At 67.0% G+C, this 23,266-nt stretch carries 20 protein-coding genes and 3 pseudogenes; 9 read left to right on the top strand and 14 right to left on the bottom strand.

The features are described from left to right. Nucleotides 1-239 precede the first annotated feature (239 nt). Nucleotides 240-1,361 carry an IS630 family transposase gene (locus tag ACWC21_RS17010; RefSeq protein WP_450882480.1) on the bottom strand — a complete coding sequence of 374 codons (1,122 nt, stop codon included), beginning with the start codon at nt 1,359-1,361 and terminating at the stop codon, nt 240-242. Between ACWC21_RS17010 and ACWC21_RS17005 the strand changes: the two genes are divergently transcribed. Continuing rightward, entirely contained in the window at nt 1,361-1,909 is a 549-nt protein-coding gene (locus ACWC21_RS17005) for a DUF6082 family protein (RefSeq protein WP_450882683.1), read from the top strand. The two genes, ACWC21_RS17010 and ACWC21_RS17005, sit on opposite strands and share 1 nt — an antisense overlap. A gap of 382 nt (nt 1,910-2,291) precedes the next feature. Here ACWC21_RS17005 and ACWC21_RS17000 read toward each other — a convergent pair whose 3' ends face one another. The 6 genes from ACWC21_RS17000 to groL form a co-directional block, all read right to left on the bottom strand. Further along, entirely contained in the window at nt 2,292-2,996 is a 705-nt protein-coding gene (locus ACWC21_RS17000; protein ID WP_450882478.1) for a hypothetical protein, read from the bottom strand. Beyond that, nucleotides 2,929-3,837 carry a hypothetical protein gene (locus tag ACWC21_RS16995; protein ID WP_450882476.1) on the bottom strand — a complete coding sequence of 303 codons (909 nt, stop codon included), beginning with the start codon at nt 3,835-3,837 and terminating at the stop codon, nt 2,929-2,931. The genes ACWC21_RS17000 and ACWC21_RS16995 overlap by 68 nt, the downstream gene beginning before the upstream one ends. A 142-nt stretch (nt 3,838-3,979) precedes the next feature. Then, on the bottom strand, nt 3,980-4,402 hold the full coding sequence (locus tag ACWC21_RS16990) for a hypothetical protein (protein WP_450882474.1): 423 nt from the start codon (nt 4,400-4,402) through the stop codon (nt 3,980-3,982). Between the two features lie 149 nt (nt 4,403-4,551). Beyond that, nucleotides 4,552-4,842, bottom strand: coding sequence for a hypothetical protein (locus ACWC21_RS16985; protein WP_450882472.1), 291 nt, complete (start codon nt 4,840-4,842; stop codon nt 4,552-4,554). 21 nt (nt 4,843-4,863) lie between these two features. Then, nucleotides 4,864-5,013 (bottom strand): hypothetical protein, encoded by a 150-nt coding sequence (locus tag ACWC21_RS16980; RefSeq protein WP_450882470.1) that lies wholly within the window; start codon nt 5,011-5,013, stop codon nt 4,864-4,866. 367 nt (nt 5,014-5,380) lie between these two features. Then, complete coding sequence (gene groL / locus ACWC21_RS16975; RefSeq protein WP_450882468.1) at nt 5,381-7,003, bottom strand: chaperonin GroEL; 1,623 nt, start codon at nt 7,001-7,003, stop codon at nt 5,381-5,383. A gap of 693 nt (nt 7,004-7,696) precedes the next feature. Between groL and ACWC21_RS16970 the strand changes: the two genes are divergently transcribed. Next, nucleotides 7,697-7,975: a hypothetical protein gene (locus ACWC21_RS16970; RefSeq protein WP_450882464.1), complete on the top strand. Its 279-nt coding sequence runs from the start codon at nt 7,697-7,699 to the stop codon at nt 7,973-7,975. Between the two features lie 235 nt (nt 7,976-8,210). Here the strand turns inward: ACWC21_RS16970 and ACWC21_RS16965 are convergent. Further along, nucleotides 8,211-8,441, bottom strand: a pseudogene (locus ACWC21_RS16965) (ABC transporter ATP-binding protein); the annotation flags it as partial. A gap of 97 nt (nt 8,442-8,538) precedes the next feature. Here ACWC21_RS16965 and ACWC21_RS16960 point away from each other — a divergent pair. The 3 genes and pseudogenes from ACWC21_RS16960 to ACWC21_RS16950 all read left to right on the top strand — a co-directional run. Further along, nucleotides 8,539-8,847, top strand: coding sequence for a transposase (locus ACWC21_RS16960; protein WP_185093433.1), 309 nt, complete (start codon nt 8,539-8,541; stop codon nt 8,845-8,847). After that, nucleotides 8,844-9,716, top strand: a complete 873-nt coding sequence (locus ACWC21_RS16955) for an IS3 family transposase (RefSeq protein WP_450882462.1) — start codon at nt 8,844-8,846, stop codon at nt 9,714-9,716. The genes ACWC21_RS16960 and ACWC21_RS16955 overlap by 4 nt, the downstream gene beginning before the upstream one ends. Before the next feature lie 41 nt (nt 9,717-9,757). Continuing rightward, nucleotides 9,758-10,153: pseudogene (locus ACWC21_RS16950) on the top strand (hypothetical protein); the annotation flags it as partial. A 413-nt stretch (nt 10,154-10,566) separates the two neighbouring features. On the opposite strand, the pseudogene ACWC21_RS16945 reads toward ACWC21_RS16950, so the two are convergent. From ACWC21_RS16945 to ACWC21_RS16920, 6 genes and pseudogenes are all read right to left on the bottom strand, one after another. Further along, nucleotides 10,567-10,737: pseudogene (locus ACWC21_RS16945) on the bottom strand (beta-propeller fold lactonase family protein); the annotation flags it as partial. Nucleotides 10,738-10,837: 100 nt separating this feature from the next. Continuing rightward, nucleotides 10,838-11,701, bottom strand: a complete 864-nt coding sequence (locus ACWC21_RS16940; RefSeq protein ID WP_450882460.1) for a hypothetical protein — start codon at nt 11,699-11,701, stop codon at nt 10,838-10,840. 692 nt (nt 11,702-12,393) lie between these two features. Then, nucleotides 12,394-13,596, bottom strand: coding sequence for a lactonase family protein (locus ACWC21_RS16935; protein ID WP_450882458.1), 1,203 nt, complete (start codon nt 13,594-13,596; stop codon nt 12,394-12,396). 186 nt (nt 13,597-13,782) lie between these two features. Then, nucleotides 13,783-14,769 carry a hypothetical protein gene (locus ACWC21_RS16930; RefSeq protein ID WP_450882456.1) on the bottom strand — a complete coding sequence of 329 codons (987 nt, stop codon included), beginning with the start codon at nt 14,767-14,769 and terminating at the stop codon, nt 13,783-13,785. Continuing rightward, nucleotides 14,766-17,066 carry a zinc dependent phospholipase C family protein gene (locus ACWC21_RS16925; protein ID WP_450882454.1) on the bottom strand — a complete coding sequence of 767 codons (2,301 nt, stop codon included), beginning with the start codon at nt 17,064-17,066 and terminating at the stop codon, nt 14,766-14,768. The genes ACWC21_RS16930 and ACWC21_RS16925 overlap by 4 nt, the downstream gene beginning before the upstream one ends. Before the next feature lie 193 nt (nt 17,067-17,259). Next, entirely contained in the window at nt 17,260-17,979 is a 720-nt protein-coding gene (locus ACWC21_RS16920; protein WP_450882452.1) for a hypothetical protein, read from the bottom strand. Nucleotides 17,980-18,125: 146 nt separating this feature from the next. On the opposite strand from ACWC21_RS16920, the gene ACWC21_RS16915 reads away from it, so the two are divergent. From ACWC21_RS16915 to ACWC21_RS16900, 4 genes are all read left to right on the top strand, one after another. Continuing rightward, the gene (locus ACWC21_RS16915; protein WP_450882450.1) at nt 18,126-18,329 is read left to right on the top strand and encodes a hypothetical protein; all 204 of its coding nucleotides are present in this window, start codon (nt 18,126-18,128) and stop codon (nt 18,327-18,329) included. Between the two features lie 782 nt (nt 18,330-19,111). Beyond that, nucleotides 19,112-19,804, top strand: a complete 693-nt coding sequence (locus ACWC21_RS16910) for an aspartate/glutamate racemase family protein (protein WP_450882448.1) — start codon at nt 19,112-19,114, stop codon at nt 19,802-19,804. A 482-nt stretch (nt 19,805-20,286) separates the two neighbouring features. Continuing rightward, nucleotides 20,287-21,801: a DUF4158 domain-containing protein gene (locus ACWC21_RS16905; RefSeq protein WP_450882446.1), complete on the top strand. Its 1,515-nt coding sequence runs from the start codon at nt 20,287-20,289 to the stop codon at nt 21,799-21,801. 8 nt (nt 21,802-21,809) lie between these two features. Continuing rightward, nucleotides 21,810-23,174 carry a Tn3 family transposase gene (locus ACWC21_RS16900; protein ID WP_450882681.1) on the top strand — a complete coding sequence of 455 codons (1,365 nt, stop codon included), beginning with the start codon at nt 21,810-21,812 and terminating at the stop codon, nt 23,172-23,174. Nucleotides 23,175-23,266: the final 92 nt, after the last annotated feature.

Raw genomic sequence — 23,266 nt, 5'->3', positions numbered from 1 at the left:
CCCCGGTCGCATCGGACGGCGTGAGGGCCAGGGGAGTATGGCTGGACGAGTTGTATGTCGTGAGCGGATGCGGTCCCACTCAAGACGTCCCCGGCTCGGCCCCGACCCGGCGAGCCACGCTAAAGCGAGTCCATCAGCATGCCGCTGCGCTGCGTCGACTCATGCCTCAGTTGCTCACCGCAGAGGGTGCACAGCTCATTGCCCGCTGTCGCCAGGGGTGAGCCGCGGCGATCAGATCCTCACGCGGCCGTAGCTGTGGGCCGTCCTCCCCAGCGGATGCCCTTCTCGCTGCGGATGCGGGCGCGTTCCTTGCGTTCGGCGGCCAGGACGTCGCGGTGGCGTGAGTTGGCGTTGCGCCAGCGCAGGTAGGCGTGCAAGGCCCGGGTCTGCACGGTGTGGTTGGGATGGTTCGAGTTGGCGATGGTGAACTGCCTCAGCGGACCGAAGTGCGCCTCGATCGGGTTCGCCCACGATGCGTAGGTCGGTGTGAAGCACAACTCGACCTTGTGCTTCTTCGCCCAGCGGCGGATGTCGGCGCCCTTGTGGGCGGACAGGTTGTCCAGGATCACGTAGATCGGGGCGCCGTCGGGCCGGGCGGCGCGGATCGATCTCAGCGCGGCCAGCGTGTTCACGGCTCCCTTTCGGCGGTGGTTGACACCCCACAGGCGATCGTCGCCCACCGAATAGCAGCCGTGGAAGTAGCGCACCCCGTGCGTGCGGTGGTAGGTGGCCGGCACCCGGTCGGGATGTTTCCGCGCGGCCCAGCCCGAGCCCGCGGTGGGTCGGATGCCGAGCGGTCCGAACTCGTCGAAGGCGAACACCCGGTCGGCAAAGCGGTCAAGGACCTCCTCGATCCGGTCCAGCTTCGCCTCCCGTTCCGGGTCGGGGGATTCCTTCCAGGTCTTGGTGCGCTGGAAGGTGACGCCGCGGCGGGTGAGCAGGCCGCGTAACGCCTCGCGGCCAATCCGGATCACACGGTCGTGGACTTTCCGCAGGTAAGCGACGAGTTTGCGCAGTGACCAGCGGGTAAAAGGCTGGCCGAGTTTGGCGGGGCGAGTGGTGGCCGTCTGGACGACGAAGTCCTCGTCGTCAGGGCTGAGTTGGCGGGGACGGCCTCCCGCCCACCGAGGGTCCAGGCAGGCCAGGCCGATGTCGTTGAACCGGTGGATCACGTCCCGGACGGTGTCCTCGTCGGCCTGCACCAGCTGGGCGATCACCGGCACACGATTCCCGCCGGCCGAGGCCAGCAGCATCATCGCCCGCCGGTACCGCACCGAACTGGTGCTGCCCCGGCGCACGATCCGCTGCAGCTTCTGCCCTTCCTGGTCGGTCAGTCTGCGCACACGGACAGGCTCGGCCACTGCACCTCCAGCGGTCGGATCGGACGTCACCGCACATCCAACCGCCACGACCACCGACCCGGCGAACCTATGCGGTCACAGCACTAGCTCTGCTGGGAGCTATCGCGTCTCTCATATACCAGGCCCGACAAACTAGGGTCAGCCACGAAGAGACGAGAAACACCACCCATAGAGAACTCCTGTCGGTCGCCTTGAACGATCCCGAACTCCGCGTGTGTTGGGGGCCGGCACCTGACCGGCTCACGCCCGCGCGTTGGAGACAGTTTACTTACACCAACATGATCCTCAGCTTCTGGCACTCGGAGTACACCCTTACCAAAGGGGCGGCGGCGGACGCGGTCGTCAGGTTCAACGCAACCCGCCTCTTCCGGGGGGAAATTGGCCGAGAGTACTGGGCTATATGGGGATCCGGTTGGCGAGAGGCCATGGGACATGGGCGCCGGAGCCGCACTTTTATACAGATCCTAGATGAGGCCTACGAGGCAGCGCTGGCTACCGGCCCCGCAGTGTCAACCTCTGACTTTTTCCTGCCGGACCAGCCGGACTGACATGCATGGAACTCCCGCTCCATGAGTCCGCACGCTTCTGCTCAGTAGGCGGGGGCATTGAGTCCAGTACGCGATCTTCCAAACTAACGATGGTTCGGGCCCTCGCTGAGTCGACACTAAGCATAACGCCTGTCGAATACGGTCGAAGTTGACGAAGCCAGCTCCGAAGCTCCCGGATGTGCGCAGGTCAGTGTAATGGGGCGCCAAAAGCGCACGGGCGCCTTCTAAGCGCTTGGCTTTCCGTTGGCCAAGAGTGGCTCAGTTGCGCGCAGCGTCGGGGCCAGCGGTGAAGCCTTCGGACTGGTCCAGGTGGAAAGGTAAGCCCTGCTGCGTAGAGCCTCCTCAAAGGGACCACGGCCGACCGGAACGAGATGTACCTGACTCACCTTGGATGCTGCGCTTCGACGACGACCCGAATCGCCTGGCGGATGAACAGGTCCACAGTCCTGTCTTGGGCCAAGCCGGAAAAGTGCCGCGCGGAGCGGGGGTGATCACGCAAAACCGCAGCTACAAGCTGAGCTGCCTGTCCAGACAAAGAGCGTAGCCAGGGCGCAATTCGATCTTGGGCGTTCCACTGATCCCACGCAGCGTCCCAGATGCACATAGTGCGCGATGCCTCGTCAAGAAGGTTCCAGTCATCCTTCGCCGCAGCGAAATTGGCGACGGAGTGAAGCCATACGACGGCTCGGGCAGCTTCGCTGAACTGGACGCGTCGTGAACTTCGGCTATCGGCGTGTTCAGCCATGGCCTTGAGCAAGCGGTCACTTCCCTGGTGGTTGCGGGACAGCCAGGGACCTGCCTGTTCGGCCGAGAGCCCTGTCAGCGAGTGAAGATACAGCTCATAGTCTTCAGGATGATCCGCGATCAGTTCGAGCAGGGAAGTGACGGCTGCCGGATCACCGGCGCGTGTCCGCTCCCACAGCCGCTTCGCTCGTTCGGTCGGCGGTTCCGCAGGTTCCGTGAGCTCGCGGTTGATCAGGTCGCGGAGGTCCAGAACGCTCTGTGGCCTTTGCTTGGGATCATGTTGGGTAGCAGCCCGAGTGATATTCCTCCATGGTCCCGGATCCGGCAGAAGCTGCATGTTCATCTGCGGATACTTGCCCGTCAGCGCCCAAGCGATGACGCGCCCAGCCCTTCGGCCCGGTCCTTTCGGCGATCCAGGCCCGGGCTTCCTCCGGGGTCATGACCTCGAAGCGGGGATAGTTGCGCGATCCTTCGAAGTCCTCGCTGGAGCTGTGCGGGTCGCCGGTATGGCTGAAGGCGTTCAACGCCACCACGTAGTCCTCGCCCGTCGGCCGGACGTAGTCCGACGGCATCTCACGCCTGACGACGGAGCACGACGTCTCGTGAAGGCCTTGCCGGCCCGCGGCGAACGGATACTTCTCCGGCTGCTGCAGCCGCTGCCAGCGGTCGTCCGCCTTGGCCAGCAGGCCGTCGAACCACGAGCGGTGTTTCTCGCACAGCACGCATCCCCCGGCCTCCAGGCACGCATTGCGGAGATCGTCAGGGTCTTCGGCCTCCCAGCACCGGAGCGGGTCGTACAGCAGGTCGACTGATTTGAGCAGCACGCTGCGGGCATCGTGCGCGGTAACCCGTCCGTCGCCGATCCGTTCCAGGAGCTCCAGTACGGCCGGCAGCTCCACGGTGTAGCCCCAGCCCTCACGGATGGGACCCCGTCGCTCCTGCGCGAACAGCTCGCCGAAGCCCAGCCGCACAGCCGGCATCGTTCCGGTGGCGAACTTCAGGTCCACCGCGGCACCGCCGCGCGAGAACTCCGGCGCGGGCTCGGGCTCCCAGAATTCCAAGTCGTCGGCCGGACTGGCGGCTTCAACGGGGTCACTCATCCGGGGCTGGGGCACCAACTCCCGCTGCGCGACCGGCTGACGCCCCGCGCGGCGTGACCGCTTCTTCGACTTCTTCTTCGGCACCTGAACTCCCGCCTCTACACGTCTGCACCATCACCTACTGGACGCGCATACGGTCGGGCCCCGCGGCGCGCCGGTTTGTCAGCCGACGGTGGCGGAACCTCCCCCGTGGTCGTCCCGGCGGGCCAGCAGGGGCAACAGCGCGTCACGCGACGCCGAAGCCGGGCAGCAGGTCCTCCTGCGGGTGCGTGATGCCGGGGAAGAGGCGGATGCGCTCGTAGGGCAGGCCGCGCCGGTCCACCGCCTGCTCTCGTACGCCCCAGGGCGCGTCGGGCAGCGTCACCGTCTCCGTGTACTCGTTGCAGCCGTGGGTGCAGGCGAAGGTGTCCTCCCACACAGTGACGTCCTCAGTGCTGCCCGGCAGGCGCATGGCGTGGATCAGGACCGCGCCGTCCTCACAGTCACATGTCTCGCCGTGCAGCCCATCCGAACTCCCGCACGGACATGGCTTGCCGGGCTCCTGTTCCGGGTCGTCCCACGACAGCTGAGCCTTCAGCGCCCGCCGTGCGGCTTCCTCCTCGTGGACGGCCCGGCCGGCGGCCGCTTCCTCCCCCTGATGCGTCGTCATGGCTGCGACGGTACCCGCGCTTTCGCCGGCCCGAACAGTCATCGCCCGGTGAGTGCCGATCTTCGGCGGCAAACCGTCTTCCGTGACTGAGAACCGCCCGGCGCACTGGAAGGCGCTGTACCCGCCGCGGCTTGTGACATGCGGCCCGGTCACGGAGAGGACGCCTCCGGCTCAGGCTTTGCAGGGGGCCCCGGGACGGGTGCGCTGGCCTTCGCCGCGTTCCAGTCCATGCGGAACCGGGCTGGCAGGTCGCGCCGGTCGATCAGGCGAATAGCAACGGGGTCGATCCAGACGCTGTCCTCGCCCGCGCGCTCGAGGAAACCTCGTGCCGTGAGCCGCTCGACGCACTCAAGGACCTCGCCGACGGTCAGGAAGTCGAGCGGCACGAGAATCAGCGCCAGCCCGAAGTTGCTGATCTTCGGGCCGTCGGGCCGGAGCACCTCCGCCTGCTTCAGGGCCAGCTACAGCAGGGCCGCGGCTTCGTACGGGTAGGCCGCCAGGGCCTCAAGGGCGTCCGTGTGCCAGGACACCACCAGCGTGTCCGCGTCAGTCGGGCCCAGCTCCATATACATGCGGTCCGCGTCCGGCGGCAGGATCCGGTGAGGCGGCATGGGCTCCAGGGCACGCCGGGCATCCCAGATTCGCCCACGGTGCAGCTGGGAGGTTTCGTCGCCCTTCCCCGCCTCTGCACTGCTCGACCGCGGCTACTGTAGTTCTTCCTCAACTTTCTTTTGAAGATCGCGTAATATAGCGGTTTCTGGTATCAGCTTCACCGGCATGACTGCTGGCCTGTCTGGTCCGGTCGTAGCCCGGTGCGTCCTGGCCGCTCTCGTGCTGTCAGTCCTGCCTGGCGTGACCTCGACCGTTCTTGCCTACCTAGCCGTCCGTCAACGGGCACGGAGCGACGACGACTTCAGAGGGCTGTGTCCCTGCCGGAAGGCAGGAACACAGCCCCTTCGTGAGGCATCGACCCGCAGCTCAGAAGTCCATGTCACCGCCCGGCATGCCGCCGCCGGCGGGCGCGGCGGCCTTCTCCGGCTTGTCGGCGATGACGGCCTCGGTGGTGAGGAAGAGCGCGGCGATGGAGGCGGCGTTCTGCAGGGCAGAGCGCGTGACCTTCGCCGGGTCGATGATGCCTTCCTTGACCAGGTCGACGTACTCGCCGGTCGCGGCGTTCAGGCCGTGACCCGGGGTGAGGTTGCGGACCTTCTCCACCACGACGCCGCCCTCGAGGCCGGCGTTGACGGCGATCTGCTTCAGCGGGGCCTCGAGCGCGATGCGCACGGCGTTGGCGCCGGTCGCCTCGTCACCCTCGAGCTCCAGCTTCTCGAAGACCTGGGAGGCCTGCAGCAGGGCCACGCCACCACCGGCGACGATGCCCTCCTCGACCGCCGCCTTGGCGTTGCGGACGGCGTCCTCGATGCGGTGCTTGCGCTCCTTGAGCTCCACCTCGGTGGCGGCACCGGCCTTGATGACCGCGACACCGCCGGCGAGCTTCGCCAGGCGCTCCTGCAGCTTCTCGCGGTCGTAGTCCGAGTCGCTGTTCTCGATCTCGGCGCGGATCTGGTTCACGCGGCCCGCGACCTGGTCGCTGGCGCCGGCACCGTCGACGATGGTGGTCTCGTCCTTGGTGATGACCACCTTGCGGGCCTTGCCCAGCAGGTCGAGGGTGGCGTTCTCCAGCTTGAGGCCGACCTCCTCGGAGATGACCTCGCCGCCCGTGAGGATGGCGATGTCGACGAGCATGGCCTTGCGGCGGTCGCCGAAGCCCGGGGCCTTGACGGCGACGGACTTGAAGGTGCCGCGGATCTTGTTGACGACCAGGGTCGACAGGGCCTCGCCCTCGACGTCCTCGGCGATGATCAGCAGCGGCTTGCCCGACTGCATGACCTTCTCCAGCAGCGGGAGCAGGTCCTTGACCGAGGAGATCTTGGAGTTGGCGATCAGGATGTACGGGTCGTCGAGGACGGCCTCCATACGCTCCAGATCAGTCGCGAAGTGCGCCGAGATGTAGCCCTTGTCGAAGCGCATACCCTCGGTGAGCTCCAGCTCCAGACCGAAGGTCTGGGACTCCTCGACGGTGATGACGCCTTCCTTGCCGACCTTGTCCATGGCCTCGGCGATGAGCTCGCCGATCTGGGTGTCGGCGGCGGAGATGGAGGCCGTGGAGGCGATCTGCTCCTTGGTCTCGACATCCTTCGCCTGCTCCAGCAGGGCACCGGAGACGGCCTCGACGGCCTTCTCGATACCGCGCTTGAGGGCCATCGGGTTGGCGCCGGCGGCCACGTTGCGCAGGCCCTCGCGGACCAGGGCCTGGGCGAGAACGGTCGCGGTGGTCGTACCGTCACCGGCGACGTCGTCCGTCTTCTTGGCGACTTCCTTGACCAGCTCGGCGCCGATCTTCTCGTACGGGTCCTCGAGCTCGATCTCCTTGGCGATGGAGACACCATCGTTGGTGATCGTGGGGGCGCCCCACTTCTTCTCGAGGACGACGTTGCGGCCCTTGGGGCCGAGCGTCACCTTCACGGCGTCCGCGAGCTGGTTCATGCCGCGCTCGAGGCCGCGCCGCGCCTCCTCGTCGAACGCGATGATCTTGGCCATGTGCAGTCCTTCCTGCAAATTAGGCCCTGAACGCTGGTCAGGGCCTCAGACCTGTACGGACCGCGTCTGCGCCCGCGACGGATGGCCAAGCAACCTGGCTAGCCAATGGCCAGGTTGGACCTCACCGACCGGTCCCGTTTAGCACTCAAGCATGTCGAGTGCTAAACGAATGATTAGCACTCGACATGATCGAGTGCAAGCTTGCGGGCTGCGCTCCCAAGGCTTCGCGCCCGAAGCTGGCTATACATCGCAAGATGAGTAGTTACTACGCACGACCCGCTTCACCGTGAGGCCGTAAGATTCCAAAAAGTGCTGGTGTCTGGGCTTGTGAAGTGGTCCGCCAGTGCTCCCTGGGCGTCACTCGTGGCGCTCGAGGCGGGCCGCTAACCCGATCAGCGACGGACTCGGATGACGCGGCCCGCCAAAAATTTCTCCCCGAAAAACTGCCCGATTTAGTTTGTTTCGTCCACTCATCCCGTGAACGCGGATCCCGGCAGGAATGATCACCGTCGGCTGTTGCCGAGCTTGCGGACGCGATCACGAGAGACGCCCCAGCCGCCGCACCGTCCCGCCGAGAACTGCTCGCCACAACTCTCGCCTCAGGCGCCGCGGTCGCGCTTCCCTGCTGCAGCGTCACCAGAAGCACCCACACCGGCGCAAGGGCAGTGGCACTGGAACCTGCACGCACTATTCATGCAACAGGCCGGCTACAACGCGGACAGCGTCCGCGCGCTGAACGCAGCCTTCGAGAAGGCGAACCCCGACACCAAGGCCATACAGACCGTTGTGACCTACGAAGCCTTGCATGGAAGATCGTCACAGCTGAACTCTTGCGACCTGGCCTGCCTGCAACGGCCGCCGCCGGAGATCCAGGCGGAGCCGAGGCGTGTGGTGCCGTTGGCGGATCGCACGTGGATGAACGGGTGGGCGTTGGTGCTCGCGGGCCAGCGTTGGTTGCGGTGGGTGAGATAGCTGGTCAGGCGTTCGCGGACGGGGGCGGCGAGGATGATGGTGCGCTCGCCGGTGGTTAACCCCGCGGGGCGGGGGTGGATGGCGACGAGGATCGCGGGCCGTCGACTGCGATGTCTTCCCCATGCCTCCGGTGTCCGAGGACCACGGCGAGCATGGGCATCATCAGCCGGAATCTGCGGGTGGTGATGTTGCGTACGGCACGCGGGCAATGCGTCCTATTTCGTCCTGCTGCCAGTCAGTTGGCGCGAGTGTAGGCGTCGAAGCGCTTCACACGGTCCAGGACCACGTCCGTAGTGGGCTGCGTGAGTTCGTCGACGATCCGGCCGTCGGCCAGGAAGAGCACACGGTCCGTATAGGAAGCAGCCACCGGGTCATGGGTGACCATGACGATCGTCTGTTCCAGGTCGCGCACCGAATCACGCAGAAAAGACAGGATCTCCGCCCATGCCCGGGAGTCGAGTTGCCCTGGCTGCGTCTGGCGCATGGCGGCAAGCGTTTTGTGGGCTTGATCCGCTTTGACGGACATCCGAGATCAGGGGTTCTGCCCCGGAAGGATGTCCATCATGGAGAGCATGGGGAAGAAGAAGCCTCGGCCTCGTCGTTCGTTCACGCCGGAGTTCAAGGCCGAGATCGTCGAGCTGTGCCGGCGCGGTGACCGCTCGGTCGGCCAGGTCGCCAAAGATTTCGACCTGACCGAGACGGCGGTGCGGTTGTGGGTCAGCCAGGCCGAGGTCGACGCGGGCGAGCGCGACGGCCTGACCAGCAGCGAACGCGAGGAGCTGGCCGCGCTGCGGCGGGAGAACCGCCGCCTGCGCGAGGACGTGGAGATCCTCAAGCGGGCCACGGCTTTCTTCGCGAAGGAGACCCGGTGACGGTGCACCCGTTCATCGAGGCGGAGAAGCGAGACGGTCACAACGTCAAGCGCGCGTGTGAACTGCTGAAGGTCTCCCGAGCCGCCTTCTACGCCCGCCGCAGCGGCAAGCTGGGTCCGCGAGCGGTCCGCGATGCCGAGCTGACCGAGAAGATCAGCGAGGTTCATGACGACTCCCCTGGGACCTACGGAGCCCCGCGCATCCACGCAGTCCTGCAACGGCAGGGCGAGGACTGCGGACGCCGCCGCATCGCCAGACTGATGCGCGACGCCGGGCTGCAGGGCCGGCACCGCAGACGGCGGCGGCTGACGACGATTCCCGACCCGCGGGCGGCGTCCCGGCCCGACCTCGTCGTCCGCGACTTCGCTCCCGCCCAAGACGCCCTCGACACCCGCTGGTGCGGTGACATCACCTACATCCCGACCGAGGAGGGCTGGTTGTATCTGGCCACCGTCATCGACATCGCCTCCCGCCGCGTGGTCGGCTGGTCCACCGCCGACCACCTGCGGACCGAACTGGTCGCGGACGCTCTCACATCCGCCTGCCGTCGACGTCGCCCCGCCCGCCCGGTGATCTTTCACTCGGATCGCGGATGTCAGTACACCAGTCAGCAATTCGCCTCTCTGGCAACGGAGTTCGGCGTCCGCCTGTCCGTCGGCCGCACCGGTCAGTGCTGGGACAACGCGCTCGCCGAGTCGTTCTTCGCCACCATCAAAAGGGAGTTGCTCGACACCAGAACCTGGCCCAGCCGGGCCGTCGCCCGCACCGCGATCTTCGACTTCATCGAGGGCTGGTACAACTTGCACCGGCTGCATAGCAGCCTCGGCTACCGCAGTCCCGCCGAATACGAGACCGCACTCGCAGCCTGACCACTACACCGATGGTGTCCGTCAAAGCGGAACAAGCTCAGGAGTTCGCCCGCAACGTATGTGGGCTCCCCGGCGTTGACCACGCGGAGAACCAGTCGGAGCCGTCTGATCCGCTGATCGTCCCCCTGGCCTGTTCCCTGGTCGGCCACGAAGGTGTGGTCAAGGTAGAGGCAGGATCGCTGGCGGAGCGCGTCCTGGGAGCTGAGAGGACCCTCGAGCGGTACCACTGCTCGTATGGAGTCAGGCCGATCTATCTGGACCTGCTACGTGCGCATGGACTGCGCTTCAGCGGCGCTGACGAGGCGGGTGACGTGCGTATTGCCGAGCTGCCGGGCCACCCGTTCTTCCTCGCCACCTTGTTCCAGCCGGAGCTTGCGGGAGACGGGACCCGGCCCCATCCGATCATCCGGGCGCTCGCCGCAGCAGCGGTCGACCATGGTCGCCCTTGTCCCGGGCGAGCCAGCCCGAAGGACGCGACCTCACTGCCCACCGCGGCCAGCCCCTCCCGGTCGACGTCCCCATCTCGATGCGCATAAACCGGGACAGTCTCGATTTCGGTCTCGGCGGCTGCGGCCAGGCCACCTCCAGGCATTGGGTCTTCGCCGATCGCAGCCGGGCCAGCATGCTCTCGTTCCAGTACGCGAGCAGCCCTAGGCTCTGTGAGTCGACGCAACAGGCCCGAGCAATGTTTCGGCGACAAGCATCGTCGCATCACAGCCCATCGAGGCGGTCACGTATTCGGTGTCCTGTTGCCAGGGGCTCCGCGGGGTTGCAAGTGCCGGGCGGCGGAGGCGCTCGCCTCCGCCGCCCGTGTCCGCTGCCGGTGCTGCTGCGGGCCCGCTTCCCGTCCTCAGACGAGAAGGATCTGTGAAACGCCCGGCACGGGGAGCCGCCCGGCCTCACGGCCGGGGACGCCGGTGTCGGGGTCCAGGGCGAAGCAGACGATTTCGTCCGACCGCTGGTTGGCCACGTACAGCCACCTGCCGGTGGCGTCGATCGCCAGGTGCCGGGGCCAGTCGCCGCCGCAGGACGGCGTCGCTCGGACACCGCGACAGTGTTGGCCCCGCTACGACTTCACCATTCCGCTGCACCACCTCAACGATCAGTTCATGGACGGGCGCTCAGGTTCCGTAGCCGCTGACCTTGAGAGCATAATTTTGAATCGTGCAGGAAGCAGAATCCTCACCGGAGTAGCGGACGCTGGGCAACAGCATCGTCCCGTCGTCCACCGGGGTGAAGGTGTACCAGCTTCCCCCGCAAATGAGGTCATCGCCGCCGCCCAAGAATCCCCAGTCCTTATCCACCAGACGCACTTGAACCTGAACCTCGTCGCCTCTGGCTACCTTGAGATCAACCCAGTTGTGATTGAGCCCGCTAGCGTCCCAGCCGAAGGACCGGTCTGCGAGCGTCCCTCCCTCGTGGGCGACCATCAGGGCAGTCTGCGAGAGAGGATAGGCAGTATCACCATAACTGCCATTCGTTTGCGCTCCAGCCCCGCCCCTTTCCGCGGTCACCACGTATTTCGGACAGTTTTCGCTGTTATTGAGATTTTTTTCCTGCCAGAGATATGATGAATCGCAATGGCTATCGCCGAGATAAATCATCTCCTTCTGCCGGACCTTATGGTTCGGGGTCCAGACAACGAGATTGATCTCTCCGTACAGCTCCGCTCCGGGATTGGCCTGCCCACCTCCTATCGTAATTCCCGCATTGATGCCACCAGCCTCGTCACCATCCCTCGAAATCATAGGGAAACCGCCATCGGCGTCCTGGATGTGATTGAAGTTGATCGACGAAACGATCCAGCGCACGGTGGGATGTGCCGGCGTAGGGGCATCGGATACCGACGCAGTTCCCGGTGATGTGCCGCCGGGCTCCGGAGGATCCACCGGCGGCATCGCCTGAGCTGCAGGCTGGAAAATCGCCAGGCCCAGCAGCGTCAGAGTGGACGCAAGCGCGACGGAAACCGCTCGCCTGATCTTCATTCTCGCTCCCCATTGCCCGCTGCAATCTGCATATATTTTCGCGGGTCCGAAAATCCTCGTAACACATTCCATGAGTGGGGCGTTACTTCGCACCACCCCCGGCGGCCCCTTATAGGGGTACAAAGGTCGACGAAGAGCGCAAGCAGATCCCGCGCCACCCGTCCGGCGAGTGATTACTGCACCCACCCCGACTTAATGCTGGTGCGAGGCACTCTTACGACACCTGGATACTCACTAAGAGTGAAGCATCTGCACGACTCGGTCAGTTGAGTAATCCCTACTCAACCTCGATTCGGTTCGTTAAATCCGGCGGTGGTCTGGGTTGACAGCTGGTCGGAATGGTCGTAGGCCGGTGGTAGAAGTCTTCGCGATCGCGGCGAAGACGGCAGCACCCGGCCGCTCGGCAGGTGACAGACGGTAGCCATCCGGTCGAAGCGCCAGCGCCAGGCGGTGCCGCCGGCGTCCCAGCAGGCACCGTTGAGAAGCCGCTGAAGGCGGTCGGGGGTGCGATGTCCGGCGTATTCGTCCTCCACGATCTCCTGGGCGTGCGTTGACCTCGGGGGCAAGCAAACTGCCCGCGTCGTCGAGGGCCGGGTCCTTCAACCAGGCGATGTCGAGTGCCGGGCGGTGGAAGCGTTAGCGTCCGCCGCCCGTGTCCGCTGCCGGTGCTGCTGCGGGCCCGCTTCCCGTCCTCAGACGAGAAGGATCTGTGAAACGCCCGGCACGGGGAGCCGCCCGGCCTCACGGCCGGGGACGCCGGTGTCGGGGTCCAGGGCGAAGCAGACGATTTCGTCCGACCGCTGGTTGGCCACGTACAGCCACCTGCCGGTGGCGTCGATCGCCAGGTGCCGGGGCCAGTCGCCGCCGCAGGATGGCGTCGCTCGGAGCCGAAGCTGGCCGCCGCCCGCCTCCAGGGAGAACACCGCGACAGTGTTGGCCCCGCGGTTAGCGACGTACAGGCGGCGGCCGTCGGCAGAGACGACCAGCTCGGAGGGATGGTTGCGCACTGTGGAGCGCTGGAGCAACGTGGCGGCCGACTGGATAGCGACCAGTCGTCCCTGGTGCCACGCGCACACCGTCACAGTCGAGTCGCCCTCGTTGGCGGTGTAGACATAGCGTCCGTTCGGATGGAAGGCCACATGGCGCGGCCCCGATCCGGCGGCGAGTCGCACCTGCCCGCCCGGGCGGAGACGACCGGTGCGCTGGTCGAAGCCGTGCACATGGATCCGGTCACGGCCGAGGTCGGGACAGAGGAGGTAGCGGCCGGTGGGATCGAGGACCGCCTGATGTGTGTGCGAGCGTGGTGCCGACGAGTGGTCGGAACCGGTCGCGCCGCCGGAGATCGGTGTGCCTTCGGGCGCGGCTCCGCTCACGGCGCCCGAAGCGTGGTTGACCGTTTGCTCGGCCTGCTGAGCCTCGCCGTCGCCGGACACGGGGTGCACCGCTACCTCGCCGCTGTCGTACAGCGCGACGAACAGGTAACGGCCGGAGGGATGGACGGCGATGTGTACGGGGCCCCGCCCGGTCGGCTGGTGTTCCAGCGTGGACGGACGGCCGGAGCGGTCGAGGCGGATGGAGTTGACTGTTCCGTCGGGCACGAGCTCGCTGACTGCGTAGAGCGTACGGTGGTCGGGTGACCGTGCCAGCCACGACGGCTGGTCGATCTCCTCCGACCAAGACTCGACGGACAGCGCCCCGGTGGTTGCGTCGATGCGGCCGAAGCCGACTCCGTACGGGGTCGAGGTGGTGTAGCTGCCTATGTACGCTTTCTGGCGCCGGTCGGGCGTCGTCTCGGCGAAGGCTGGCAGGGCTCCGGTGAGGAGGAGTCCGCCGCCCGCGACCGCACCACCGGTGATGCGGACCGCGTCACGACGTGACATGTCTTTCGTGGCCATGGAGGTACTCCGTGGGAGTCGAGGCCTTTAGGGCCTGGGCGGCGCGGCAGGCGCCGAAGACCTGGGGTCGTAGGGGGGGCTGGACATCGCTCCCGCTTTATGGGCGTGGAGCAGGCCGCACGGCGGGCGGCCGGACAGTCGCTCCGCGCCACGTCCGGCGGGGCCCGCTGGCGAATGGGGACTGCCCTACATGCTCAGTGGCTGAGCGGTCAGCAGCAGTGTGTAACCGCCCGATACATCAGGGCTGTTGGGAGCCGCACCCTCGATCCGTACAACGGTGACCTGCCCCGCCGCCGGTTTGGGTGCCGCTTCCACGCCCTTGATGAGGTGGGGCTTGATCTGCGGGTCGACCATCAGGCCCGGTGCCAGGAGATCAACGGTCGGCTGCGCTTCCTTGCCCGCCAGCCGGTACTGGAGAGCCGCCCCCTTCGGCAGCGTGGAGGTGAGCTGGTTGATCAGGGGCTGTACGTTTTCGCCGAACACGCCGAAATGGAGGTTGCGCTGGGCCACGTGCCGGTCGCGGCCAGGCTCGTACTGGTGGGCGGGCTGCAGGGTGTCGCCGACCCCCGAGACCCGCACGACGACGCACTGGTGACCGAGGCCGGGGTACTTGGGCACCCATGCCTTCGGACACTTGACCAGCCGGTGAGCCTCCCCCGGCGTGGTGCGCCCGGCAAGGTCGACCCGCGTCGTGGCACGAAATAGCGGCACCCGCTTGTCAGAGCCGCCGAGGAGCAGGGCGAAGTCCATCACGGGGTCGAAAATCAGGAACTCCACCGTGACCCCGACGGTGGGGGCCACGCCGAGATTCCATACGTGGGCGTACAGGGTGTGTGGTTTCCCCAGGACGGCGTTGCGCATGAGGGTTGACGGAACGTCCGGGTTCCCGTTCGGCCCGCCGGCGGCCAGCAGGATGTCCGGGCTCTCCCAGAAGGTGCCCGCATAGGGGCGCACGCCGCGATCGCCCACATAGGAGCGGACCAGCAGGTGCGGGAGGAAGACCGTGTCGTTGTTTCCCATCCCCGCTTTGAGGCGCTTCTGCAGCTGGTAGAGCTGATCGCGCTCCACGTCGTCGCGGGGAAGGCCGTACAGGTCCCTGGCGTTTGTGTTCGTCCCGTCGCTGAGTCCGGGGGCCTGGTCGAAGAGCGGGTTGGCGGGCGGTTTCTCGCTCATGCGAACTTCTGCTCCCGGTCGATGTAGCGGATCCGGACGGGCGTGGGGGTCTTGGGGTTGTGTTCGCTGGGTGCCGAGCCGCTGATGACGTCGTCGCTGTCCCAGCCGTAGCCGGCGGCGACCGGCGGGTGGTACTGATGTGTGGATCGCGGCCGGTCTGTGGAGTTTTGGTACGCCTTGGGCGCTGCTGTGGCATCGTGCTGCCGGACCCAGTCCCAGCAGAGGTAGGCGTAGCCGCGATCCGAGTCGAGGTTGAAGTTGGGGATGACACCGGGGTTGTCGCGGGTCAGCTTGGCGACCACATAGCCTGTGAAGTCGATCGGACCGCCGAGCGTCTCGTTCTTCGGCAGGTGGGTTTGCTGGTGTCGCAGCGTTTCCTTCTCGCTCTTCGCGGATTCGAAGCTGCCGCGCGCCGCCGCGCTGCCCGGCCGGTCCTCGGTCAGCACGGTGGCGTCCTCGCCCGGCTTGTAGGGGCCGAGCACGGGCGTGCCGCCCGACTCGGTGGGCTCGGCAGGCACGGTGCTGCCGTCCTGGTTCAGCGACGGGTACAGCCAGGGCCGCAGGAACTCACTCGGTATCACGCCACCGGGGCTTCCCGGCCCGGTGAGGCCCTGTATCAGGACCGTCGATTCCGGCACCTGGTCGGGCGAGTCGACGACGACCTCTCGCGGCGCCTTGTTGTCCTTGCCGGACGGTTCCGTGGCTGCGAGGTCGGTGTCGCCCAGATCGAACAACACCCCACCGCCCAATGCGTCGAGCGACTTCTGCATTTCGGTCCAGGAGTCCTTGGGCGCGACACCCAGCGTCATCAGGCCGGGGCTCGTCTCCGACTTCATCGGCAGTGCGAAGCCGGTGAAGGACAGGTACCAGTGCAGTGCCATCCAGGCGTTGTAGAGGGGGACTTCGATGTACTCGTACACGAGGTAGCGCACCGGGGCGGTGGAGAAGGTCGTCACGATCGAGGCCAGCGCAGTGGCCCCCCAGCTGATGACCTGGGCGAGGTACGTAAGCCAGGCGAGGATGGCCAGCAGGATCTTGAGGCTGTCCGCCCACAGGCTGGCATCGTCGTCGTCGTCAAGGCTTCCGGTGCCCGCGCCGGGAGGGGACGGGAAGGGTGGCACGGTGATGGCGTCGAACTCCGGCCGCCGCATCTTGTAGTAGTCGGTGGTGGTCCACTTCACGTAGTGGTACAGCCACCAGTAGGTGGTGCTCAGTGCCTCCGAGTCGGCGTAACCGCCGGAACCGGGCTCGAGGTCCTCGACGATGGTCGGGTGCGAGGCGCTGGCGCCGGTGGAGGCGCTGTCGCGGTCGGCGTTGAGGTGGCTGTCCGTGAAGAACTCCTTCGCCGCCTTCGCGAAGAACTCCGCCAGATCGGGGGGCAGGTCGGAGTCGACGTCCCAGGCGGTGGAGCGGCCAAGGATGTCCGGGGTCGTGTCGCCCGTTGGGTACGAGGGTCCCGGCTGGGCCTTGAAGAAGTCGTGCTTGGAGGTGCCGTCCCCGTTGAACGCGATCCACAGGTGCTGGGCGGAGTTGTTCAGCATGTTGTAGATCTCGTCGCTACCGTGTTCGCTGTCGACGAGCCGGGCATCCATGTGGTTTTCGACCAGCTTGTGGCGCTGCCAGTGCAGCCGGTATGGCCCCCCGCACTTCTCGTTGGTGAAGGCGTGACCGGTGACGTCCGTGGCGAGATGGCTCATCCAGCCGAGCGCGAATGCTATGTGTGCTTCGTTGCCCGCCTTCTTCGCCGTGACGTAGAGGTGGCGTCCGAACTCGAACGTCTTCCGGTAGTGGAACATATCGCTCCACATAAAGGTCTGTTCATCGCAGCCGGCCTGGACGCCGCTGCTGAGCAGCGCGAAGGCGTCAAACTGGCGGATCACGAGATCCTCGACGAATGTGATCAGAAAGGACGCGGCGTTCGACGCGATCCTGCCGCACTGGGTGGTGACACCACCGGTGAGTGCACCGAGCGTGTCGGCATTGTTCATGGCGATGGGCCCCAGCGTCTCCTCCCACGGACCGAGGAAGTTGTCGTCCCACCAGGTGTAGAGGTCCTTGATGCTCTGGGCGGCGCCCCACAGTCCCTCAGCCGCGCCCTTCTTGAAGTCCGGCAGGAAGAAGAACATGTCAGGTCCGATGGCGCCCAGCGCCACGTAGGCCGGGTGCGCCTTCGCCACGGCCTCCAGTGCGGCGGCGGACGGGCCACCGGCGCCGAACAGTGACTTGGCGCCGTCGTTGGCGGTCAAACGGGACAGCGCCTTGCGCGCGACGTCCATATGAGCGTAGAGGCCGGGCAATGCAATGACTCCCTCTGTGGTTGGAGACTCGGGCTGAGGAGGGCGGCCGGAGACAGGTGCGGGGCAAAACTCCGTACCCCACCCCGGGACGTCCGGTTTCTTCTCATCTACGTCTGCCGACGAACGGCAAGGACGAGCACGCACAGTCGGGTGGGACGGCCGAGAGACGACCGCCCCTACCGGGCGGTCGTGGTCATCCAGCCGAGGCGATGGCCGGGTACACGTTGTCCCGTCCGATGGTCAGCTTGCTCTGCGGAAGGTTGCTCGCGTAGCACCCCAACTGCGACGCCAGGCAGAGGTTTACCGAGCGGGCCATGTACGAGTAATAGGGAGAGCCCCATCCGTCATAGAAGGAGGTGACGGCGGACCCGACAGGCGCGTAGACGGCATCGGTGATCAGCGCCTGCGGGTAGACGACCGAGCTCTTGTCGGTGAAGTAGTCCAGGCGGTTGTACGGTGCGTAGGTGATCACCCGAGACCACTCGGCGTCCGGTACCTGATTCGCCGTGCACCAGGCGAACTGGTGGTGCCAAGTGTAGATAGTGGTGCCCACGTAGCTCGTCAGCGTGAGCGGGTAGTCCACGCTGCGGCAGATTTGCTGGTAAGAGGCCAGCGCAGAGACACCCGTGGCGGCGGAGACGCGCGACTGCACGGCCTTCGAACCGGTCGGCGGCGCCACCTCGGTGACGACGGGGCGTCCCTTCTTGGCCGCCACAGGTACCGACCGGGCGAGTTGGGGATCGCTCTTGATGATCTCCAGGTCGGCCGCTGTGGCCTTGCCGGTCACGGCGTGGCGGATCGCCGTCCTGACGGCCGTGTCGCTCTGTCGCTCCGCAGCGAGCACGGGTTGCGTTCCCGCGAAGAGAACGGTCGCCGCTACCCCGAGTACGGCGGTGGCGAGACGGAATCTCATTCCCTCTTCGTCCCTTCCAGTTGGTCGAGTGTGCCGAGGCGATGACTTACTGTCTGCTCCGGCGCCAACCACGCTGGCAGGCCACCGCCTTGGAGCAGGAGAGCAGCAGTTACTCAGTGCGTTGCGGCAAAGGGAGTCCCTGTTCGATGAACAGGGGCTTCTTCGTTGCGGGGCATGATCGCGACGGGGTAGGGGAGGCAGCGGACGGCTTGTTGTTGATCGAGGAGGGTGCGATGCCGTCGGTGCTGGGGTGGATGGGACAGCGTGAGGCGCGCGCGAGGCAGGATCTGGAGTCCTGGACGGAGGTCCTGGAGCAGGTTCAGGCCGAGGTGGATGCCGCGCGGGAGTGAGTCGAGTGGGGGCGTGAGGAGTTCGTGTCGGTGCTGGCTGGGGAGAGCCCGGTGAATACGCCGGTTTCCGTGCCGTCTGGTGATGAGATGGCTGCTGCCGTGGGATCGAGCGGCTTGGACGCGGGGCATGGCGAGCGGCCGACGGTGTGGCGGTCGGGCATGGGCGAGGAGGTGCTCAGCGGCCTGTATCGGGAGGTGTTCGCCGCGGTGGTGGCTGCTGCGGGGCCGGTGAACGGGGTGGAGCTGACGCGGGCGGTGGGCCGGGAGGCGGCAATCAAGAACGAGGTGGAGAAAATTTGGCGGCGTGCCTACGTGCTAGAAGCGGGGCTGGCTGGTGCGGGCGAAGGACGGACGGTTCATGCCCGTGCCCGGGGTCGTCGGCCGGGACGCTTCTCTGGCCAGCGGAGCGGTCAGCCGGGCCGCCTGCCAGCTGGCGGCCCGGGTCGCCGAAGTCGTCGCCTACGACCGCTTCGCCCTCGGCCACACCCGCATTGCCGCAGGCGGGAGACTCGGGTCTTCCGCAGCGGGCAGACCCACGATGGCTGGCTCGTACTTCGCAGGTCGCTGGTTCGGGTCTGTGGCTAGCGGGTTCGCCTGCTGTCGACGCTGGGGAACGGGTGGTCGCCAGAGACGGCCGACCAGGGAACCTGTACTCGCCGAAGGTGGCTGAGCGGGTCGTGGTGGTGCCCGCTGTGGTGGCGGGAAGGGGCGCGGTGCAGGATGAGCGGACGAGGAGCCGCTCTGGCGGTGCCAGAGCCGGGACGAGCCGAAAGGCGAAACAGATGGAGCACCCCCTGATCGGAATTCTCGCAGGGATGGGGCCCCGGTCTACCGCCCCCTTCGTGGATATGGTGGTGAGCGAGTGCCAGCGGCAGTACGGGGCACGGGACGACATCGACTTTCCCAAGATGATGATCTGCTCACAGCCTGCGCCGTTCTATGAGGACCGGCCCGTTGACCATGATGCGCTGGAGAGCACGATTCGCACCGGTCTGCAGGACCTGGAGCGCACCGGTCCCAGCCTCCTGGCCATCGCATGCAACACCGCGCATGTCTACTACGCCAACCTTGCCGCGTCCGTGAAACCCCCGCTGCTCGACATGGTCGGCCTCACGGCGGAGGCGGTGCCCGTCGGCGCGGGAACGGTGGGCGTGATCGCGGCCCGCCCGACCGTGGAGTCGGGAATCTACCAGCGGGCGCTGGTCGGGCGAGGCCTGTCCGTCGCCGACGTCGGCTGGCAGGACGAGGTCGACCGGTTGCTGGGGATGACCCGTACCATCGCAAGCTCGGGGGAACTTGCGGCGCTCTGGCAGGAGATCGGCGGGCTGCTGCGGAAGGCAGGGGTCGAGACCGCCGTCGTCGCCTGCCTCGAGCTGAGCGCGGTCCTCCCGTACGCGCCCGCCGATCTGCCCGTCGTCGACGCCGCGCAGTGCCTGGCCGGCGATATCGTCCTGCAGTGGCTTCGGCTTCGGTGAAGTACCGATCACCTGTCACTCGTGGCCGGCCACGGAGGGTCATTAAGTCGATCTCCGCTTCGTCTCTTGCAGGTCGCCGGCAGGTCTGCGGCCAGCGGGTTCGCCTGCCGGCGACGCCGAGAAGGTCGAGGAGATGGAGCTGGACGCCGCGGGTGATCTGGACGGTCGGCGGATCGGTCGCCTGGCCGATCCGCAAGGTCAGTTCGCCGAGATGGTAGAGAACCATCCGGCCGGTGGGTCGCACCGGGCGGTTGTCCGGGTAAAGGCTGGCCATGGTCTGCTCGGTCCGCAGCGCGCGTCTGACCTGGCGTTCGATCAGACAGAAGACCAACAGGGCCAGGCAGATCACCGGATCAGGCCCCGGCGTCCTATCGCTGACCCACGGTGCAAAGTAGCCGTCGGCCCTCTGCCTCTCCCCGTTGCTTCGGGCCCGGCCCCTTCGTTAGGCCGAACGAGTTGTCGACGGAGGGGCGGGGACGTTCATGCGTCAGGAGTGGTCACCCGAGGACGTGGTGGCGTGCTGGACGCCGGTAGGCCCTGACTGGGAGCTGGTCGCGAACAAGTCCGGCCCGACCCGGCTCGGGTTCGTGCTGATGCTGAAGTTCTTCGAGTTGGAGGGTCGCTTCCCCCAGTTCGTGGAGGAGTTTCCGCAGGCCGCGGTCGACTACGTGGCCTATGTGGTGAAGGTGCCGGCGGAGGACCTGGCGAAGTACGACCTGTCGTCCCGCTCCGCGAAGGGCCACCGCACGCAGATCCGTGAGGCCCTCGGGTTCCGGCCGGCGACCCGGGCCGACGAGGAACGTCTGACCGGCTGGCTCGCCGATGAGGTCTGCCCGGTGGAGCTGGTAGAGGACCGGCTGCGCGAGGCCCTGTTTGTGCAGTGCCGCAGCGATCGCATCGAGCCCCCGGGCCGTATCGAGCGGATCGTGGCCGCCGCGCGTGCGCGTGCGGACCGGGTCTTCTGCGCGCAGACCGTCGCGCGCCTGGGCGAGGTGTGCGCCCGGCGCCTGCCGGACCTGGTGGCGGAGGGAAACGAGGACGGCACCGCGCTGCTGGCCTCGCTGAAGCGGGACCCGGGCGCGGTGGGGCTGGACTCGCTGCTGACGGAGATCACCAAGCTGACCGCCGTACGGCAACTCGGGTTGCCGGAAGGGCTGTTCGCGGGCTGCTCGGAGAAGCTGGTGGCCGCGTGGCGGGCGCGGGCGATCAAGATGTACCCCTCGGACCTCCGGGACGCGGGCGAGGACGTACGGACGACGCTGCTGGCCGCGCTGTGCGCGTCCCGTCAGGCGGAGATCACCGATGCCCTGGTGGAACTGCTCGTCGCCCTGGTCCACAAGATCAACGTTCGTGCCGAGCGGCGGGTGGAACGGCAGCTCACGGCGGAACTGAAGAAGGTGCGGGGCAAGGAGGGCATCCTCTTCCGGCTCGCCGACGCGGCGGTGGGCCGGCCGGAGGGGACCGTACGCGCGGTGCTGTACCCGGTGGTCGGGGAGAAGACGCTGCGCGACCTGGTCGCGGAGGCGAAGGCGAACGAGAAGGCCTTCAAGGCCAAGGTCCGCACCACACTGCGCTCGTCGTACAGCTCGTACTACCGGCAGATGCTGCCGCCGCTGCTGAACACGCTGGGCTTCAAGTGCAACAACACCGCCTACCGGCCGGTGATGGACGCGCTCGCGCTGCTGGCCAAGTACGCCGACGTCGACGGCAAGACCCGCTTCTACGACGCCTGCGGCGCAGTGCCGATGGACGGCGTCGTACGCAAGGACTGGCGCGAGGCGGTCGTCGACGACAAGGGCAAGGTCGAGCGCATCCCGTACGAGCTGTGCGTGCTGGTGGCGCTGCGGCGATCCGGCGCCGGGAAATCTACATCGAGGGCGGGAGGCGGTGGTGCAACCCGGAGGACGACCTGCCCGGCGACTTCGAATCGGCCCGCACCGTGCACTACGCCGCGATCCGCCAGCCCGAGGACCCCAAGGAGTTCGTCACCGGGCTGAAGCGGCGGATGACTGACGGCCTGGATCGGCTGTCGGCGGCGCTCGCGGACGGCTCGGCGGGCGGGGTGAAGGTCACCACTTGCAAGGGCGAGCCGTGGATCACCGTGCCGAAGCTGGAGCCGCTGGCCGAGCCCACCGGCCTCCAGGCCCTCAAGGACGAGGTCGTACGACGGTGGGGCGTCCTCGACCTCCTGGACGTGCTCAAGAACGCCGACTTCCTCACCGGCTTCACCGACGAGTTCTCCTCGGTCGCCGCGTACGAGCGCATCGACCGCGCCACCCTCCAACGGCGCCTGCTGCTGGCCCTGTTCGCGCTGGGCACCAACATGGGCATCCGAGCGATCGTGGCGACCGGCGAGCACGGCGAGACCGAGGCCGCGCTGCGGCACGTACGCCGGCACTTCATCACCGTCGACAACCTCCGCGCGGCCGTCACTCGGCTGGTGAACGGCACCTTCGCCGCCCGGGATGCCACCTGGTGGGGACAGGGCACCTCGTGCGCGTCGGACTCGAAGAACTTCGGGTCCTGGTCCAGCAACTTCATGACCGAGTACCACGCCCGCTACGGCGGCAACGGCGTGATGATCTACTGGCACGTCGAGAAAAAGAACGTCTGCATCTACTCCCAGCTCAAGAGCTGTTCGTCGTCCGAGGTCGCGGCGATGATCGAGGGCCTGCTGAGGCACTGCACGGACGCCGAGATCGAGTCCAACTACGTCGACACCCATGGCGCGAGCGTGGTCGGGTTCGCCTTCACCGAACTGCTCAACTTCCGCCTGCTGCCGCGGCTGAAGAACATCGGCAGCGTTCGCCTGTACCGGCCGGACGACACCCCGCCCGGCTGGCCGGCGCTCGGCGGCTCGCTGACCCGGCCGATCCGCCGGGACCTGATCGAGCAGCAGCACGACCAGATGGTCAAGTACGCCACCGCGCTCCGGCTCGGGACGGCCGAGGCTGAGCAGGTGCTGCGGCGCTTCACCCGCGGCGGCCCCAAGCACCCCACCTACCAGGCCCTCGAAGAACTCGGCCGCGCTGTACGCACGATCTTCGCCTGCGACTACCTCGCCAGCCCCGACCTGCGCCGCGAGATCCACGGCGGCCTCCAAGTCGTGGAGAACTGGAACAGCGCGAACACCGTGCTGCACTACGGCAAGGACGGCGCCCTGACCGGCCCGGACAAGGAGCACGCCGAGACGTCGATGCTCGCGCTGCATCTGCTCCAGTCTTCGCCCAACTCCCCGCCGACGCAGCCGAGTCCGTACGCCACTCGGCAGCCGCCGGCCTCTACGCCGCCGACAAACTCGGCCCCCAGGGCGCGGCCCTCGCCCACGGCGTCAAGAGCGCCTTCATGGACGGCCTGTCCGCTTCCCTGATCGCCGTGAGCATCGTCGTCGTCGCCGCGGCGATCGGCGCCCTGCTGCGCGCACCGAAGACACCGCCGACGGCCGACTGACACCGTCAGGGC

Source organism: Streptomyces sp. NPDC001348, assembly GCF_053597535.1.
Note: the sequence above shows the minus strand (reverse complement) of the source record. Positions and strands in the feature narration are given on the sequence as shown.